Consider the following 16,321-nt stretch of genomic DNA (forward strand, 5'->3'; position numbering starts at 1 on the left):
CAATGACTCGCTTAGAAGCAGTGTTCCGTGGCGGGGAAGGTGCGGTGCTTGACCGCCTGATGGTACGCTTCGAAGGCCCCTTGAATGGAGCTGGCCTCGCTCATGAAATTCTTCACGAAACGCGGCGTGCGGCCATGGGTAACCCCCAGTACATCGTGCATCACCAGAATCTGACCATCGGTGTCCGGCCCTGCGCCAATGCCGATGACGGGTACATCCAGCGCCTCGGTGACGGCTTTGCCAAGGCTGGCAGGCACGCACTCGAGCAAAATGACCGAGGCACCGGCCTCTACCAGCACCTTGGCATCCTCGATGATCTGCGCCGCCTGTTCGGCTTCGCGGCCCTGCACCTTGTAGCCGCCCAACTGATAGACGGTTTGCGGGGTCAGGCCCAGGTGGGCGCATACCGGAACGCCCCGGCGTGTCAGCTCGCGAATGCCGTCGGCCATCCAGGCTTCGCCTTCCACCTTGACCAGCTCGGCACCGGCGCGCATCAGCGCCGCGCCATCCTGCAGCAGTTGCGTGGTGGTGGCATTGCTCATGAAGGGCAGGTCGACCATGAGCAGGCTGTGTCCCTTGCCCCGCGCGGCACAGCGGGTGTGGTAACAGATGTCGTCGATGGTGACGGGGAGCGTGCTGCTGTGACCTTGCAGCACCATGCCCAACGAATCACCGACCAGCAGCACATCGACACCAGCGGCGCTGGCGGCATGGGCAAAAGAGGCATCGTAGGCGGTCAGGCAACTGAACGTTTCGCCGGCGCGCTTATAGGCTTGCAGCGTGCTCAGGGTAACGGTTTTCATGGCGTGCTCTCGTTGTTTCTTCATGGGGTCGATGGCATGGCTGAACGTCAGCGCTGCTCGACCATTATTATCGCGGCATCCCTGCGTGTGCGAAGGGGTGTAACCGGCAATTGTTACCTGAATGCGGGCATGGTGTCGAGATTTGTGTCAGACGGTAGCCGTCGAGAGGGTGGCCGTGTTGGGTAAGCGGCGGATGTCCTCCAGCGGGAGGGTCGATGCCCAGTGAGCGAGCGGCTGCCCATGCAAGGTGAGTGGTTGATCCAGCGTGCCGGCAAGCTCCGCCAGTGGCACCAGTACGAAGGCGCGCAGGTGCATCTGTGCATGGGGCACGGTCAAGCGCGGCCACTGGCAGTGCTGCGACCCGTAGAGCAGCAGGTCCAGGTCCAGGGTGCGGGGGCCCCAGTGGCGCAAGCGCCGCCGCCGATGGAGTTGCTCCAGCGCCTGTAGCTGATCCAGCAGAGCCAGCGGCGAGAGGCGGGTTTCCAGGCAGGCCACGGCATTGATGAAGTCAGGCTGGTCCTGGGGGCCTATCGGCGGGGTGGCGTAGAGCGAGGAGTGGCCCAGCATCTGGCACAGGGGCAGCTCGGCCAGCGCTTCCAGGGCCCGAGTGAGCTGCCACTTGGGGTCGTCCAGATTGCTGCCCAGGCCAATATAAGCGCGTACCGGGCTCACGCTTCGCCCTTGCGAGATTTACGCTTTTTCTTGCGCCGCCGGTCGCCCTGGCTTGCCGGGTCGCTGCCGACTTTTTGCAGCAGGCGCAGCTGTTCGTGCTCGTCCCCTTTTTGGAAGGCCGTCCACCAGTCGCCCAGGCCACGCGGGATCTCACCCGCCTGCTCACGGAGCAACAGCAGGTCGTAGGCTGCCCGAAAACGTGGGTGCTCGCGGGTCTGGAAGGCGCGCTTGCCCCGCCGCATGGGCAGGCGCGATTGCAGCTCCCAGATTTCCCGCATGGGAATACCGAAGCGCTTGGGAATCGACGTATGCTGCAACTGACGAGAAACGACCTGCTGGGCGGCGGTTTGCAGCGCGGGCACTGGGGGCATGCCATCGCGCTCGAGCTCGGCCTGGCGATGTACCACCGGTGCCCAGAGGAACGCCGCCAGCAAAAAGGCCGGTGTGACCGGGCGGTCTTCGGCAATGCGCTTGTCGGTATTGATCAGCGCCTGCTCGATCAACTCCTCTGCCCAGGCGGCATCGGCCATGGCCTCTTCGGCTTCCGGGAAGAGCATGCCGAACAGGTTGTAGTGGCTCAGCAGGCGGAAGGTAATCAGCCCATGGCCGGACATGAACAGCTTGAGCACTTCGTCGAACAAGCGTGCCGGAGGAATGTTCAGCAGCAGCGGCGCCAGGTCGTACATCGGTGCTTCGGTGGCCGGTTCGATGGTGAAGTCGAGCTTGGCAGCAAAGCGGACCGCCCGCAGCATGCGCACCGGGTCTTCCCGATAGCGCGTGGCAGGGTCTCCGATCAGGCGCAGAGTGCGTGAATCGATGTCCTGCGCGCCGTTGGCGAAGTCGTGAATGGTGAAGTCGGCAATGTTGTAATAGAGCGCATTGACCGTGAAGTCACGCCGTAGCGCATCCTCCTCGATACTGCCCCATACGTTGTCGCGCAGCAGCAAGCCATCGTCGGACTGATGGGCAATGTGATCGCCGTGCTCGTCCTGCGGCTTGCCGCGGAAGGTAGTCACCTCGATGACCTCACGACCAAAGCGCACATGCACGATACGGAAGCGACGGCCGATCAGACGTGAGTTGCGAAACAGGTCACGCACCTGCTCCGGCGTGGCGTTGGTGGCCACGTCGAAATCCTTGGGCATCTTGCCCAGCAGCGCATCACGAATGCAGCCACCCACCAGGTAGGCATCGTAGCCAGCACCATTGAGGCGATAGAGCACCTTCAGCGCGGCTTCACTGATTTGTTTACGAGAAACGGGGTGCTCGGAGCGCGGAATAATGCGTGGGCTGAGCGCGTTGTCAGCGCTCTCTGGGGAATCGAGCAGTGATTTCAAGTGCTCTCCCGGACTATGTAATAAACGGGTAAATCCTTTAAACATGCGGCGATATCGACTCGCAGGGGTATCGATCAAGGCGTTGAGTGTATCCGACCCCCGATAGCTTGCAAAGCGCCGAGGCGGCGTTTGGACGGTAACAGGTGACAAATGCGGAAAGGGGAGGCTACATGAGCCTCCCCCTACTAAGCAGACAATCAGCATCCATGCTGCTGTTTTTATTCATGATGGCACATCGCCCTGAATACGCACCGCAGTCGGTAGGCGTAAGAACCACTCTGATTCCGACCGCCTCGTATTCAAAACAATAATCCAACCGCGAACTTTTCTCTCCCGGCGAATTGTTATTGGCTCCGGGGGTGTACACCTATGCTGCTGTTATTGTTGTTTGGGTGCAGCTTGTTGTGTACGTCGCGTCCTTTTTGGGCACTTGTAGATTGCTGTTGTTTTTGTTGTCGCATCAGGGGCTGCGCCGTGTTTGCAAACCCTGTGCTTACAAGTAGTGAGACTCAAGCCTGTTGTTCTTGTTAGTACCGTTATCTCTGCCTGGCCCTGTTGTTCTTGTTGTGGCTCAGGTCGGGGCGGCGTCATGTTGTTTTTGTTGGCGACTGCCGCGTGGCCCAGTTTGTTCTTCTTGCTGAGTAATATTGCACTCGCTGTGCCACCTATCAGATAACTTTTAGTTTTCATGAGCTTGGCAATTTTCAGGCGGATCGGGGAACTTATCCGCACAGGAAGTGTTACCCCGAAATTGCCCTTTTTGCCGAGTCGTTGTGTGGGAAGGTAACAGTGAAGGGGTAACGGTTTTTGGATAATTCTTATGCAAATCAATCTATTGGACGTTAGTCTTATTATCGACTTAAGTTTATCGGCGTGTCGTTTTTTTACGGGGAATCCCTAGCCGTTGACGCCTTTCCCAGAGGTTCTTGCGGCTGATGCCCAGCTTCTGGGCCAGCTCCGTTTCGCTCATCTGGTCCTGATGCTCCAGCACGAAGTGCTGAAAATAGTCCTCCAGAGAGAGGTCGTCCTCGTTGGGTTCCGGTTCGCCGTCGCTGGCAGGAGCCGTGGGTGTGACGCTGGCGGTGGGGGGCGGCGCCGGGCGATTGGTCACTGGACCAAGCCCCAGGTCGTCAGGGTGGATCAGGTGCCCCTCGGCCAGAATGACACCGCGCTCCAGGGCATTTTCCAGCTCGCGCACGTTACCGGGCCATGGGTAGTCGCGCAGGTCCTGGCGTGCCGCCCGTGAAAGCCGTAGCCCCGGCCGCTCATGTCGCTTGCAAGCCTTCTCCAGCAGAATGTCGGCAATCTTCAGCACGTCATCCTCGCGCTCCCGCAGCGGCGGCAGCGCAATCTGCATGACGTTCAGGCGGTAGTAGAGGTCGAGCCGGAATTCGCCGCTCTTGGAGAGGGCGCGCAGGTCCCGGTGGGTGGCGGCAATCAGGCGCACATCCACATGGCGTGTTTCGACCGAGCCAATCTTGCGGATTTCGCCCTCTTGCAGCACCCGCAAGAGCCTGGCCTGGGCGTCCAGCGGCAGTTCACCAATTTCATCCAGAAACAGCGTCCCGCCGTCCGCGGCTTCCACCAACCCGGTGCGGGCGGCGCTGGCGCCGGTAAAGGCTCCCTTTTCATGGCCAAACAGCTCGGACTCGATCAGCGTTTCGGGGATCGCCGCGCAGTTCACGCAGATCAACGGTGCCTTGGCACGCTTGCTTTGTTGATGAATGGCGCGGGCGACCAGCTCCTTGCCGGTGCCGGACTCGCCCTGGATCAGCACGGTGACATCGGCGGGCGCCGTTTTGCGAATGCGCGTATAGACCTGCTGCATGGCGCTGCAATCACCGATCATCGTCTGCCTGCCACCGCCATCGTCGGTAATGTCCGGGGGAGTACCTTGCTGCATGGATTGCTTGTGCAGAATGCGCTCGACGGTTTCCAGCAGTTCGGTATGGTCAAAGGGCTTGGCCACGTAATCCACGGCGCCCTGCTTCAAGGCATCCACCGCCGAGCGCATGCTGGCATAGCTGGTCATGATGAGCACCGGGGCTGGGGCGGCCAGGGCGATCAGCGCCGTGCCCGGTTCCCCTGGCAGGCGCAGATCGCTGATCACCAGATCGAAGTCGCTGGGGGGGAGCTCGCGGGCTTCCTCGACGCTGGCGGCCTCGCTGACGCGATAGTCATGCCGCTCCAGCAGGCGCTTGAGGGCGCTGCGAATAATCGCTTCATCTTCAACAATCAGTATCCGGGGCATGGGGCAAGTGATCATCCTGTCGGTAAAGCGGGAGCCATAGCGTGATGGCCGTGCCGCGAGGCTGTCCGGGAGGTGGCGAAGCCACTTCTATGTTGCCTTGGTGCTCATTGATGATTTGATACGCCAACGATAACCCAAGCCCGGTACCTTCGCCTGCCGGTTTCGTGGTGGTGAACGGTTCGAACAGCCGGTGTTTGACGCTGTCGTCGATGCCGTGACCGTCGTCGGTCACGCGCCACCAGGCGTGGTTGGCCTGGCGGCCAGCCTCGATCACCACGCTGCCTTGCGGGGCACAGGCATCCTTGGCATTGCTCAGCAGGTTGACCATCACCTGGGTCAGCCGCTGGGCGTCACCACGCACCACAATGTCATCCGCGCACGCATTGGTAAAGCGCACATCCTCCCCTGAGCGGGCCAGGTGGATCAAGTGCAAGGCATCGTCGCTGACGCTGGCCAGGGCGACCGGGGCGGCGGGCTGAGGGAGGGCCGCTCGGCCGCCATGGGCAAAGCCGACCAGCGAGTTGACGATGCGGGTCACGCGCTGGGTCAGCTGTTGGATCTGGTCGGCGGTTTCCAGCAGTGCTGGGTCTTCGGTGTCGTAGCGCAGGTTTTGGGCCAGCGATGAGATGCCGGTAATCGGATTGCCGATCTCATGGGCCACGCCGGCGGCCAGTTGGCCAATCGAGGCCAGCCGCGCGGCGTGCACGAGTTCCTCTTCCAGCCACTTCATTTCGGTGTGGTCTTCGACCAGCACCACGCTGCCGCCACGGCTGTCATGACCACTCAGAACCGCTTTATGCAGGGTGAGAAAGTAATCCTTGCCGTGCAGCGAGACGGCCTGTTTGTAAAGCGGGGTCTGGTCTGCTTCCAGTACGCTGCCTAGCAGTTCCGGCCAGGGTGCGGGCAGGCTGTCGCGGCGTGAGCCGATCACGCTGTCTCCACTGATACCCGAGAGCTGCGACAGCGCCTGATTCCACATCAGGAGTTCGTCGTCGTCACCCAGTACGCAAAGCCCGACGGGGAGATGCGCCAGCGTCTGGCGGTGGTGGCGGCGCAGACCGTCCAGTTCGCGGGCCAGCCCGGTCAGTCGTGAACGGTAGGCTTCCAGGCGGCTTTCGACGAAGTGAATGTCGTCGGTGACCGGCGCATCGTCGTGGCGATAGGGCAGGTAGCGGTCCACGATGTCGCGCGCCACCGAAGGCCCCATGAGCCCGGACAAGTTGGCCTGGATACGATCACGCAGGCGGCGCAGTGCGTAGGGGCGGCGCTCCTGGGGTGTCAGGTTGAGCGCCTTCAGGGCGCGGCTGACCTCACGGCCAGCGGCTTCCTCGCCCAGCGCCTGGGCCAGGTGCGCGGTGAAATCACCGGCGGTGGCGGCCTCCAGCGGCAGGCGCTTGGAACGGATGACCGCGTCCACCGAGCAGGCCTCGGCAGACGAGCTTTCGCCTTCGGACATGCGCGTGAACAGCGATACCACCATCAGCAGAACGATATTGATGGCCAGCGAGATCAGCGTGACGCTGAACCAGGCAGGGTCATCGGCGCTCATCAGCGGGGTGAAGGGCAGGGCGGGCAGCGGGGTGTTGAGCAGCAGGGGCAGCCAAAGCCCCCACAGCCAGATGACGATGCCGCCGACCAATCCCGCCAGGGTGCCCTTGCGATTGGCGCCGGGCCAGTAGAGCAGCGCCAGCATGCCCGGCAGGCACTGGGCCATGCCCACGAAGGCGGCCAGCCCCAGGCTGGTGAGGGAGTGATAGCGGCCCAGGCTTTCGGCGAACAACCAGCCACCGGCAATCACCGCAACCACCAGCGCGCGACGTAGCCACAGCAGCCAGCCATAGAGGTCGCTGCGCGCTTCCGGTGGCCGGGCTACGAGCACCAGGTGATTCAGCACCATGCCCGACAGCGCCAGTGCAATCATCATCATGGTACCGCTGGCTGCGGCCAGGCCGCCGATGAAGGCCAGCGCACCGACCCACCAATGCTCGGTCATCAGATAGGCGGCGTAGGCCGCGACGGGAACGTCGGACTGGGTCGATTGGGTTGCCCATAAGATCAGCGGGACGGGCAGCGCCATCAGCAGCAGAAACAGTGGCAGTGACCAGCTGGCCTGAAGCAGGGTGTGCCGTGAGAGGCTTTCGGCGAAGGTGATCTGAAACAGGTGCGGCATCAGGAAGGCGGCGGCAAAAAACAGCAGCAGCAGGGTTCTCCATTGGGGCGCTTCCAGCTGCGGGGTAGCGGCCTGCACGGCGGCCCCCGGGCCTTCCAGCCAGCGCTGCAGGTCCTGGGGGCCATCAAACACCCACCACAGCGCAATCACGCCAAGCCCCAGCATGGCCAGCAGCTTGATCACCGATTCGAAGGCAATCACGGTCAGCAGCGTATCGTGGCGCTGGCGGTGGCTGTGGCGGGCGCCAAACCGCACCGCGCAGGCAGCGATAGCGGCACAGAGCAGCAGCGTGACGGCCCCGCTGTAATGGCTGCCCGAGAGCAGCGCAATGGTGTCGCTGAGAGTCTGTACCTGAATGCCCAGCAAGGGCAGGACGGCCGCCAGGCTCAGCAGCGTGACCAGCGTACCGGCCCAGCGTGACCGATAGCGGAACGCAAACAGGTCGGCCAGAGAGGAGAGCTGGTAAGTGCGGGTGATGCGCTGGATGGGCACCAGCAGTACCGGTGCCAGCAAGAAGGCACCGGCCGCGCCCAGGTAGTAGGCCAGGTAGCCGAAACCGGCTTTGGAAGCCATCTCGACGCTGCCGTAGACCGCCCAGGCGCTGGCATAGACCCCTAGCGCCAGGGTGTAGACCATGGGGTGACGCGTGACCCGAATAGGGACCCAGCCGCGCTCGACGGCCATGCCGCAGGCCAGCAGCAGGCCAAGATAGCCCAGGCCCAGCAGGGCAACCCCCGCTAGCTCAACGCTCATCCAGCTTCCTCTTCTGTTCGAGCCATAGGGTCAGGGCGATCAGGCCACCCCAGATGGCGAAAGGGCGATACCAGGCCGTGTCCGGGTCGCCCCAGCCGTTCATGAACAGAGGCGATAGCAGATAGCCGCCAAACACCAGAAACAGCATGATGCGGTAAACGTACATGTCAGGGCTCCTCGGGCGTGGGCCGATGGGCGTGGGGCGTCAGGCGCTCGGGCGACCAGTGGGCAATGGCCCACTGCAGCTGAGTGTCGACTGGCTCGCTTGCCAGGGTTGCCGGGGGCGCCTGGTCGAGCAGCGTGAGCGCCTGGTGCAGCTGGCGGCGCACGGCGTCTGGTGCATCGGCCAGCGGCGGGGCCAGGTTCTGCTTGGAGAGCTTCTGACCATCCGCAGATACCACCAGCGGCAGGTGCAGGTAGCGCGGCGTGGCATAGCCCAGTGCCGCTTGCAGTTGGCGCTGCCAGGGGGTGTTGTTGAGCAGGTCGTAGCCGCGCACGATATCGGTGATGGCCTGGTCTGCATCATCGACCACGACCGCCAGCTGATAGGCCCACAAGGCATCCTTACGCTTGAGCACCACGTCGCCCAGCGCCGCCGGGTCGAACTGCTGGCGACCAAACAGGCGGTCCTGCCAGACGACAGGGCGCTGGCCGAGGTCGCTGCGCAGCCGCCAGGCAATAGGTTTGGTCGTGTCGCGCACGCCGTCTCGGCACCAGCCAGGATAGACGTCGAAATCCTGCCACTGCTTTCTCGAACAGCTGCAGGGGTAGGCGAGGCGCTGGGTGATCAGCTGCTCCAGCGCCCGCTGATAGGCGTCTGAGCGGGTGTGCTGCCAGCAGACCGCTTCGTCCCAATACAAGCCGAACCTTTCCAGCTGCTGCAGGATAGTGCGGTCGGCGCCGTCTGGGCAGCGTGGCGGGTCGATGTCTTCTATGCGCACCAGCCATTGACCACCGGCGGCACGGGCGTCCAGATAGCTACCCAGGGCGGCCACCAGTGAGCCCAGATGCAAAGGGCCGGAGGGCGTAGGGGCAAAACGCCCGCGATAGGAAGCGGTAGCGGTCATGGCAACCCGTTTCTGGCAATCAAAGAGCACAAGCGTGGAAAGACACAAGATGACAAACAAAAACGGGCACCTCAAGGGTGCCCGTCAGCGGCCGTCACTCATGTTGCGGTGGCCGCGGTGTCAACCGCCCAGCTGCTTCTCTTTCAGCTCGGCCAGCGTTTTGCAGTCGACGCACAGCGTGGCCGTCGGGCGTGCTTCGAGGCGGCGAATACCGATCTCGACCCCGCAGGCCTCGCAGAAGCCATAGTCGTCTTCATCGATCTTTTCGATGGTTTCGTTGATCTTTTTCAGCAACTTGCGCTCACGATCCCGAGTGCGCAATTCCAGGCTGAAGCCTTCTTCCTGGGTCGCGCGGTCGGCGGGGTCGGCGTAGTTATTGGCGTCTTCCTGCAGGTGGCGTACGGTACGATCCACCTCTTCCATGAGGTCCTGTTTCCAGTCCAGAAGCAGCTGGCGGAAGTGCGCGAGCTGCTTCTCGTTCATATACTCTTCACCCGGTGCCGGCTCGTACGGGATGAAGGACTTGGACGCTTCCGATTTCTTTTCCGCTACTGGCATGGGAGTGCCCCTTACGTTGTGACTACTGAACGTTGTGACTGCTGATCGACCATGTGCGTGTGTCACGATCGCACGCCAAAGGGGTGCTTGTTTAGCTGAAAATTAGCTGCGATGCAAGCATAATAGTGCGTTTTCGACCATGGTCCTACATCTTGTACGCCATGGGTCATGTTTTGACTACTGCTAGGAAAAGGAACCGTTATGGCCTGGAATACGCGTGTGGAACACGTCGCACCTTTTCGCGTGATGCACTTATTGGAAATGGCGCAGGCGCGTGAGGCGGCGGGTCATGATGTCATCCACCTGGAGGTAGGAGAACCCGATTTTGCCACGCCAGCCCCCATCGTGGCGGCAGGGCAGCAGGCGCTGGCGGAAGGCCGTACACGCTATACACCGGCGGCGGGGCTGGCCTCACTGCGTGAAGCGATTGCCGACCATTATGCCCAGCACTTTGGGGCAACGGTGGACCCGGCGCGGATTCTGGTGACCCCCGGCGCGTCCGGTGCCCTGCTGCTGGCCAGCCAGCTGCTGGTGGAAAGCGGTCAGCGCGTGCTGATGGCCGACCCCAATTACCCGTGCAATCGCCACTTCATGGCGCTGGCCGGTGCCCACATCGACAGCGTACCGGTGGGCCGTGACAGCGGCTGGCAGCTGACCGCACCGCTGGTCGAACGTCACTGGCAGCCCGATACGCGGCTGGCGATGCTGGCCACGCCTTCCAACCCCACCGGGCATACGCTCAGCGCTACCGCGCTAAGGGAGGTCATGCAGACGGTGGCCGCCAAGGGCGGCGATCTCATCGTCGACGAAATCTATCAGGGGCTGAATTACGACGATGCCCCGCTGTCGGCTCTGTCGCTGTCGGAGAATGCGTTTGTGGTGAACAGCTTTTCCAAGTACTTCGGCATGACGGGCTGGCGGCTGGGGTGGCTGGTGGCGCCCGAGCAGGCGGTCGAGCCACTCACGCGGCTGGCGCAGAACGTGTTTCTGGCTGCGCCGACGCCCTCCCAGTATGCGGCGCTGGCGGCCTTCACGCCGGAGTGTCGCGATATTCTCGAAACCCGTCGGGCCACCCTCAAGCAGCGGCGTCAGGTGTTGCTGGATGGCCTGGCGGCGCTGGGGCTGGCGCCGGACCTGCCACCCCAGGGGGCGTTTTATGTATGGTTGGATATTTCTCGCTACAGCCGCGACAGCCAGGCCTTTTGCGAACGCCTGCTGCAAGAGGAGAACGTGGCCATCACTCCGGGGATCGACTTTGCCGTCCAGGGCGGAGAGCACCATGTGCGAATCGCGTTCACCAATGAAGTGCCCAGGCTTCAGGAAGCCATGGAGCGCCTGGCCCGCTTCGTAGGTCGCTTATGATGCACTACCCCACGCTGGTGCCGGGTACGCTGCTGCGCCGCTACAAGCGTTTTCTGGCCGATGTGCGGCTGGACAGCGGCGAAGAGGTGGTGGCGCACTGCCCCAATACCGGTTCGATGAAGGCGGTCAACGTGCCGGGGGCTCGGGTATGGCTATCGCCCAGCGACAACCCCAAACGCAAGCTGGCCTGGACCTGGGAGTGGATTGCGCTGCCCCAGACGGACGGCGCGCTGGCGCTGGCCTCGGTGCACACCGGGCGGGCCAATCGGTTGGTCGAGTCGGCCATACAGGCGGGAGACATCCCCCCTCTGGCAGGCTACGCCACGCTGAAGCGTGAGGTAAAAGTGGCCGATGCGCGGCTCGATTTTCGCCTCGACGACCCGGTGAAGGGGGCGGCCTATGTCGAGGTCAAGCAGGTAACGCTCAAGGAGGACGATGGCCATGGCTATTTCCCGGATTCGGTCAGTGAGCGTGGCACGCGGCATTTGCATCATCTGACGGCGCTGGCCCAGCAGGGCGAACGGGCGGTGCTGCTGTTTTGCGTGGCCCATGAAGGGATCGAGGACGTGGCTCCAGCGGCCCACATCGACCCCGTTTACGCGACCGCGCTGGCCGAGGCCATGGCGGCGGGCGTCGATGTGCTGGCCTACGGCATTCGTCTCGAGTGGCGCGACGCAGCGCCGTTCACTGCACGTTTGAACCGGGCGCTGACGGTGCGGGCCTAACGCTCGATGTAGAAACGCTGGATAAAGCTGACCGGCTGCGGGGGCGCATTGCGGTCGTGGCGCACTTCCAGGTCGAAGCGCATGGGTTCGTCATGGCGCAGGGTGAACAGCGCGATGTGGTAGGTGGCATCGCCGTCGCGGACATTGCGAAAGCCGAGAGACTCCCCGGCGTCATTCAGTCCTCCGACGCTGCCCTGGACGTTGGCCATGACCGGGCGCGTCGTGCCATCGGGCTGGCGCTGGCGCACGGCCACGTTGACCAGCCCGTGCCCGGCGCTGCGCTGGATGCGGTGGGCTTGAGCGACTTCCGGGCTCAGGTGCCGCGTGGCGATGGCGCTGTAGTGAATTTCATAATCGCCCACTTCGACCCACTGTTCTGCCGTGGCCTGGGTCGACATCAGCAGCAGACCCAATAGTGTCAGTAGCGCGAGGCTGCGGCGCAGTCTTGCCATCGCCATGGCGGTTCTCCTCTACGATGGGCGGCGGCGAACCCTGAAAATGGCAATTTCGCCAAACAGATTCGGCCACCATTTGGATGTCCAGTGCCCTTTGTGGTCGCCCACGCCCACGGCGCGGTCCACGATCACCAGCCCCTTCTCGCCACAGAGATGCTCGAAGTCATTGAAGGTCGACAGGTGAATGTTGGGCGTGTCGTACCAGGCGTGGGGCAGCGACTTCGATACCGGCATGTAACCGCGCACCCCAAGGTGGACGCGGTGACGCCAGTAGGCAAAGTTGGGGAAGGTAATGATGCCTTCCTCCGCCACCCGCAGCATCTCATCGAGCATCTTGTCCGGGCGGCGCAGTGCCTGCAAGGCCTGCGTCATGATGACCTGGTCATAGCTGTTGTCGCTGAAGCTGGCCAGGCCGTCGTCCAGGTTGTGTTCGATCACGCTGACCCCCTTGGCCACACACTGGGTGATGCCCTCCGGGTCGATCTCCAGCCCGTAACCGGAGACCTGTTTCTCGTTGGCCAGCCGCTCCAGCAGCGTGCCGTCGCCGCAGGCCAGGTCGAGGATACGGGCGCCGTGGGGCACCCAGTCATAGATCAATTCCAGATCGGTGCGCATTAACGAGCCTCCTTCTTGGCGACGGCGTCGATCTTCAGCTCGCGAGCGACGCGACCCATGAAGGCACTGAACAGCGCGTGGTAGCGGGGTTCAGACAGCAGAAAGGCGTCGTGGCCGTGAGGGGAGTCGATATTGGCATAGCTGACCGATTTGCCCGCCTGGGTCAGGGCATCCACCAGCTCACGGGAACGCGAGGGCGGGAAGCGCCAGTCGGTGGTGAAGCTGACGATCAGGAAAGGGCATTGGGCCGGGGCCAGCGCTTGGGCAAGGTCGCCCCCGTGGCGGGCGGCAGGGTCGAAGTAGTCCAGCGCCTTGGTCATCAGCAGATAGGTATTGGCATCGAAGGCGGTGGAGAAGGTATCGCCCTGATAACGCAGGTAGGACTCCACCTGAAACTCGACATCGAAGCCGAAATTCAGGTCGTCGCTGCGCAGGTCGCGGCCAAACTTGCTGCCCATGGCGTCTTCGGAGAGGTAAGTAATATGACCGACCATCCGCGCCAGCTTCAGGCCCCGCCTGGGCACCGTGTCGTGCTCTGCGTACCAGCCGTCGAAGAACTCCGGGTCGGAGCGAATGGCCTGTCGAGCCACCTCGTTGAAGGCGATGTTCTGGGCCGACAGGCGTGGCGTGGCGGCAATGATCACCGCATTGGCCACCCGCTCCGGGTATGTGATGCTCCACTGCAGTACCTGCATGCCGCCCAGGCTGCCACCCACGGCCGCGGCCCAGCGCTCGATGCCCAGGTGGTCGGCCAGGCGCGCCTGGCTGGCCACCCAGTCGTTGACCGTGATCACGGGGAAGTCAGGCCCCCACTGGCGGCCAGTGTCTGGGTTATGGCTGACGGGGCCGGTACTGCCGTGGCAGCCGCCCAGGTTGTTCAACGACACCACGAAGAAACGGTTGGTGTCGATGGATTTGCCCGGGCCGATATGGGCATCCCACCAGCCGGGCTTGCGGTCCTCGGCAGAGTGGTAGCCCGCCGCATGGTGGTGGCCGGAGAGTGCGTGACAGATCAGTACCGCGTTGGAGCGCTCGGCGTTGAGCGTGCCGTAGGTTTCATAGATCAGCTCGTATTCTGGCAGCGTCTTGCCGCAGGCAAGCGGTAGCGGCGTATCAAATTTGGCAACGTGTGGTGTGACCAGACCCACGGAGTCCGCTGGCCGGTCAGCAAAAGCAAGAGTGTCTGAATCAGGCATCGAAAGCGCTAGTCCTGCAAAATGGATCCTGCTCAAAAAGACGCGACGACCAGCCTCAGAGGCCGACCAGCGCGCCCGAGATTCCCGCCGCGCGGATCAGCGCGCCAACCACCAGCCCATCGACCAGGTTGATGGCGATGAACACCACGATGGGTGACAGGTCGATCATGCCCAGCGGCGGGATGACCTTGCGCACGGGAGCCATGATGGGCTCTACCAGCTGCATGACCAGCAGCGCGCCTGGATGACTGGCATTGGGAGCCACCCAGCTCAGGATGATCATGACGATCATGGCAAAGAAGTAAATCTTCAGGATGGCATTGGCCAGGGCCGCTACTCCGGCAATCAACAGGCCGGGAATCGGCGGCATGCCCAGACCAATGACCATGAAGATGGCCACGATGCTGACGACCTTCAAGACGAACCCTGCCGCAAGGGTGGCCAGGTCGAAGCGACCTGCCACGGGGCCCAGGAAGCCCTGGAATAGCCCTACCACCGGCTGGGTGATCTTGACCACCGACTGGCTCAGGGGGTTGTAGTAATCGGCCCGTGACGCCTGCAGCAAGAAACGCAGCATCAACAGAAACAGATAGATATTGATCAGTGTGTTGACGAGCATTAGCCCCGCGCTGCCCAGTTGGCTTCCCATTGCTGCCTCTCCTTCGATCTTGGTATTGGTGTGCAAAATAAACGCTAAAGGCGTATCAGGCACGTCATCCTGTGTGTAACGCAGGCATTATGTGTGTTGGCCGAGCTCTTTGGCCATGGCATCGGCACGCTGAGCGCACGCTTGCATGGCATCGGCGATGATGGTTCTCAGTTCGGCCTCTTCCATGTGGGCAATGGCGCGTTCGGTGGTGCCGCCCGGCGACATCACATTCTGTTTCAGCGTGGCGGGGTCTTTGTCGCTGTGCTTGGCCATGGTGGCGGCACCCAGCGCGGTCTGGATGGCCAGCCGGCGCGCCGTGGCGGCCGAAAGCCCCTGTGCCACGGCGGCTGCTTCCATGGCTTCGAACATCAGGAAGAAATAGGCCGGTGCACTGCCGGACACGGCGGTGACGGCATTCAGCAGGTGCTCTTCTTCGACCCACTCGACGATGCCCACTGCTTCCATCATCTGAGTGGCCAGTTCGCGCTGGGCCTCGCTGACGGCCTGATTGGCATAGAGGCCACTGGCGCCCATGCCGACCAGGGAGGGCGTGTTGGGCATGCAGCGTACCAGGGCGTTACCACCCCCTAGCCACTGGTCGATGGTGTCAGCGTCCAGACCTGCCGCAATCGAGACGACCAGCGGTGCCTGCTGCTGGACGCTATCGCGCAGGGCCTCACAAACGCCGCGCATGATTTGCGGCTTGACGGCCAGGACGACCACGTCAGCGCCACTCACCGCCGCGTTGTTATCGGTATGGGTATGAATGCCCAGGCGCGAGGCCAGGGCTGAAAGCTCGCTCTCGTTGGGGGCCGTGGCGGTGATGTCGCCAGGCGCGACACCGCTGTCGATCAGGCCGCCGATAATGGCGCTGGCCATGTTGCCTGCGCCAATGAAGGTGATCTTGTTCGCCATGGGGGATCCTTTTTCGCAAATGGCTGCGACGTGCAGCAGAAAATAAGCCGTGTTCGGGTGGTTGCCGTCAACTCCGAGCGCCAAAAATGGCGGTGCCCAGCCGTACCAGCGTGGCACCTTCCAGAATCGCGGCTTCGAGGTCATTGCTCATGCCCATCGAGAGCGTATCCAGAGGGGCGTCGGGCAGGGCTGCCTGCAGCGTTTCCAGCAGCGCCCGTAGCTCAGCCAACGGTTTGCGCTGCGCTTCCTGCGTTTCCGCCGGGGCAGGAATCGCCATGAGGCCCCGCAAGGCGAGGCTGGGCAGGGGCGCGATTTCCCGGGCCAGGGCCAGCGCATCTTCCGGCAGTACCCCGGATTTGCTGGCTTCGCGACTGATATTGACCTGCAGGCAGACATTCAGCGGTGGCAGGTTGGCCGGGCGCTGTTCGCTCAGGCGCTTGGCAATCTTGAGGCGGTCGACGCTGTGGACCCAGGCAAACTGTTCGGCCACGGGCCGGGTCTTGTTGGATTGCAACGGGCCAATGAAGTGCCAGACAATGTCTTCCAGGTCGGCCAACTGCGCCTGCTTGTCCAGCGCTTCCTGCAGGTAGTTTTCGCCAAACGCCCGCTGGCCGTGCTGCCAGGCCAGGCGCACGCTGCTGGCGGGCTTGGTTTTGCTCACCGCCAGCAGCGTTGCACCGTTCGCGGGTCGCCCGGCCTGGACGAGCGCCTGGCCCAGGCGTTCGCGCGCAGCGGCCAGTGACTCGGGAAGCGCGTTGTCTGTCATACTCAAACACCTTACCGCAGCTGGGAA

Annotated in this window: 16 protein-coding genes; 2 read left to right on the top strand and 14 right to left on the bottom strand. The window is 63.0% G+C overall.

What is annotated here, in order from left to right:
- Positions 1 to 11: 11 nt before the first annotated feature.
- The 8 genes from panB to dksA all read right to left on the bottom strand — a co-directional run bounded on the left by panB (position 12) and on the right by dksA (position 9,611).
- Positions 12 to 803, bottom strand: a complete 792-nt coding sequence (gene panB / locus RVM26_RS17900) for a 3-methyl-2-oxobutanoate hydroxymethyltransferase (RefSeq protein ID WP_096923345.1) — start codon at positions 801 to 803, stop codon at positions 12 to 14.
- 147 nt (positions 804 to 950) lie between these two features.
- Complete coding sequence (gene folK / locus RVM26_RS17905) at positions 951 to 1,475, bottom strand: 2-amino-4-hydroxy-6-hydroxymethyldihydropteridine diphosphokinase (protein ID WP_498939977.1); 525 nt, start codon at positions 1,473 to 1,475, stop codon at positions 951 to 953.
- Positions 1,472 to 2,857, bottom strand: a complete 1,386-nt coding sequence (gene pcnB, locus RVM26_RS17910) for a tRNA nucleotidyltransferase/poly(A) polymerase family protein (protein ID WP_498939979.1) — start codon at positions 2,855 to 2,857, stop codon at positions 1,472 to 1,474. The genes folK and pcnB overlap by 4 nt, the downstream gene beginning before the upstream one ends.
- Positions 2,858 to 3,677: 820 nt before the next feature.
- Positions 3,678 to 5,063, bottom strand: a complete 1,386-nt coding sequence (locus tag RVM26_RS17915) for a sigma-54-dependent transcriptional regulator (protein ID WP_189464097.1) — start codon at positions 5,061 to 5,063, stop codon at positions 3,678 to 3,680.
- Entirely contained in the window at positions 5,041 to 7,986 is a 2,946-nt protein-coding gene (locus RVM26_RS17920; protein ID WP_498939981.1) for an ATP-binding protein, read from the bottom strand. The genes RVM26_RS17915 and RVM26_RS17920 overlap by 23 nt, the downstream gene beginning before the upstream one ends.
- Positions 7,976 to 8,152, bottom strand: coding sequence for a hypothetical protein (locus RVM26_RS17925; protein ID WP_016915939.1), 177 nt, complete (start codon positions 8,150 to 8,152; stop codon positions 7,976 to 7,978). Before RVM26_RS17925 ends, RVM26_RS17920 begins: the two co-directional genes overlap by 11 nt.
- A 1-nt stretch (position 8,153) precedes the next feature.
- Positions 8,154 to 9,053, bottom strand: coding sequence for a glutamyl-Q tRNA(Asp) synthetase (gene gluQRS, locus RVM26_RS17930; protein WP_498939983.1), 900 nt, complete (start codon positions 9,051 to 9,053; stop codon positions 8,154 to 8,156).
- A 120-nt stretch (positions 9,054 to 9,173) separates the two neighbouring features.
- On the bottom strand, positions 9,174 to 9,611 hold the full coding sequence (gene dksA, locus RVM26_RS17935; RefSeq protein WP_016915941.1) for an RNA polymerase-binding protein DksA: 438 nt from the start codon (positions 9,609 to 9,611) through the stop codon (positions 9,174 to 9,176).
- A gap of 201 nt (positions 9,612 to 9,812) precedes the next feature.
- On the opposite strand from dksA, the gene RVM26_RS17940 reads away from it, so the two are divergent.
- Together RVM26_RS17940 and sfsA are read left to right on the top strand one after the other, a co-directional pair.
- On the top strand, positions 9,813 to 10,973 hold the full coding sequence (locus RVM26_RS17940; protein WP_144984255.1) for an aminotransferase class I/II-fold pyridoxal phosphate-dependent enzyme: 1,161 nt from the start codon (positions 9,813 to 9,815) through the stop codon (positions 10,971 to 10,973).
- A complete protein-coding gene (sfsA, locus tag RVM26_RS17945; protein ID WP_227407489.1) occupies positions 10,970 to 11,698 on the top strand; it encodes a DNA/RNA nuclease SfsA in 729 nt (242 codons plus the stop codon). Before RVM26_RS17940 ends, sfsA begins: the two co-directional genes overlap by 4 nt.
- Here sfsA and RVM26_RS17950 read toward each other — a convergent pair.
- From RVM26_RS17950 to RVM26_RS17975, 6 genes are all read right to left on the bottom strand, one after another.
- Complete coding sequence (locus RVM26_RS17950; protein ID WP_016915944.1) at positions 11,695 to 12,156, bottom strand: DUF4426 domain-containing protein; 462 nt, start codon at positions 12,154 to 12,156, stop codon at positions 11,695 to 11,697. The genes sfsA and RVM26_RS17950 overlap by 4 nt on opposite strands.
- Positions 12,157 to 12,168: 12 nt before the next feature.
- The gene (gene metW / locus RVM26_RS17955; protein ID WP_189464092.1) at positions 12,169 to 12,768 is read right to left on the bottom strand and encodes a methionine biosynthesis protein MetW; all 600 of its coding nucleotides are present in this window, start codon (positions 12,766 to 12,768) and stop codon (positions 12,169 to 12,171) included.
- Positions 12,768 to 13,964, bottom strand: a complete 1,197-nt coding sequence (gene metX / locus RVM26_RS17960) for a homoserine O-succinyltransferase MetX (RefSeq protein ID WP_227407490.1) — start codon at positions 13,962 to 13,964, stop codon at positions 12,768 to 12,770. Before metX ends, metW begins: the two co-directional genes overlap by 1 nt.
- Before the next feature lie 55 nt (positions 13,965 to 14,019).
- Positions 14,020 to 14,613 carry a YggT family protein gene (locus RVM26_RS17965; RefSeq protein ID WP_144984243.1) on the bottom strand — a complete coding sequence of 198 codons (594 nt, stop codon included), beginning with the start codon at positions 14,611 to 14,613 and terminating at the stop codon, positions 14,020 to 14,022.
- An 87-nt stretch (positions 14,614 to 14,700) separates the two neighbouring features.
- Positions 14,701 to 15,528 (bottom strand): pyrroline-5-carboxylate reductase, encoded by an 828-nt coding sequence (proC, locus tag RVM26_RS17970; protein WP_100732157.1) that lies wholly within the window; start codon positions 15,526 to 15,528, stop codon positions 14,701 to 14,703.
- Positions 15,529 to 15,595: 67 nt separating this feature from the next.
- The gene (locus RVM26_RS17975) at positions 15,596 to 16,294 is read right to left on the bottom strand and encodes a pyridoxal phosphate-binding protein (RefSeq protein WP_498939986.1); all 699 of its coding nucleotides are present in this window, start codon (positions 16,292 to 16,294) and stop codon (positions 15,596 to 15,598) included.
- Between the last annotated feature and the right edge of the window lie 27 nt (positions 16,295 to 16,321).

The organism is Halomonas sp. KM072 (assembly GCF_050710315.1).
Lineage (GTDB): Bacteria > Pseudomonadota > Gammaproteobacteria > Pseudomonadales > Halomonadaceae > Vreelandella > Vreelandella hamiltonii.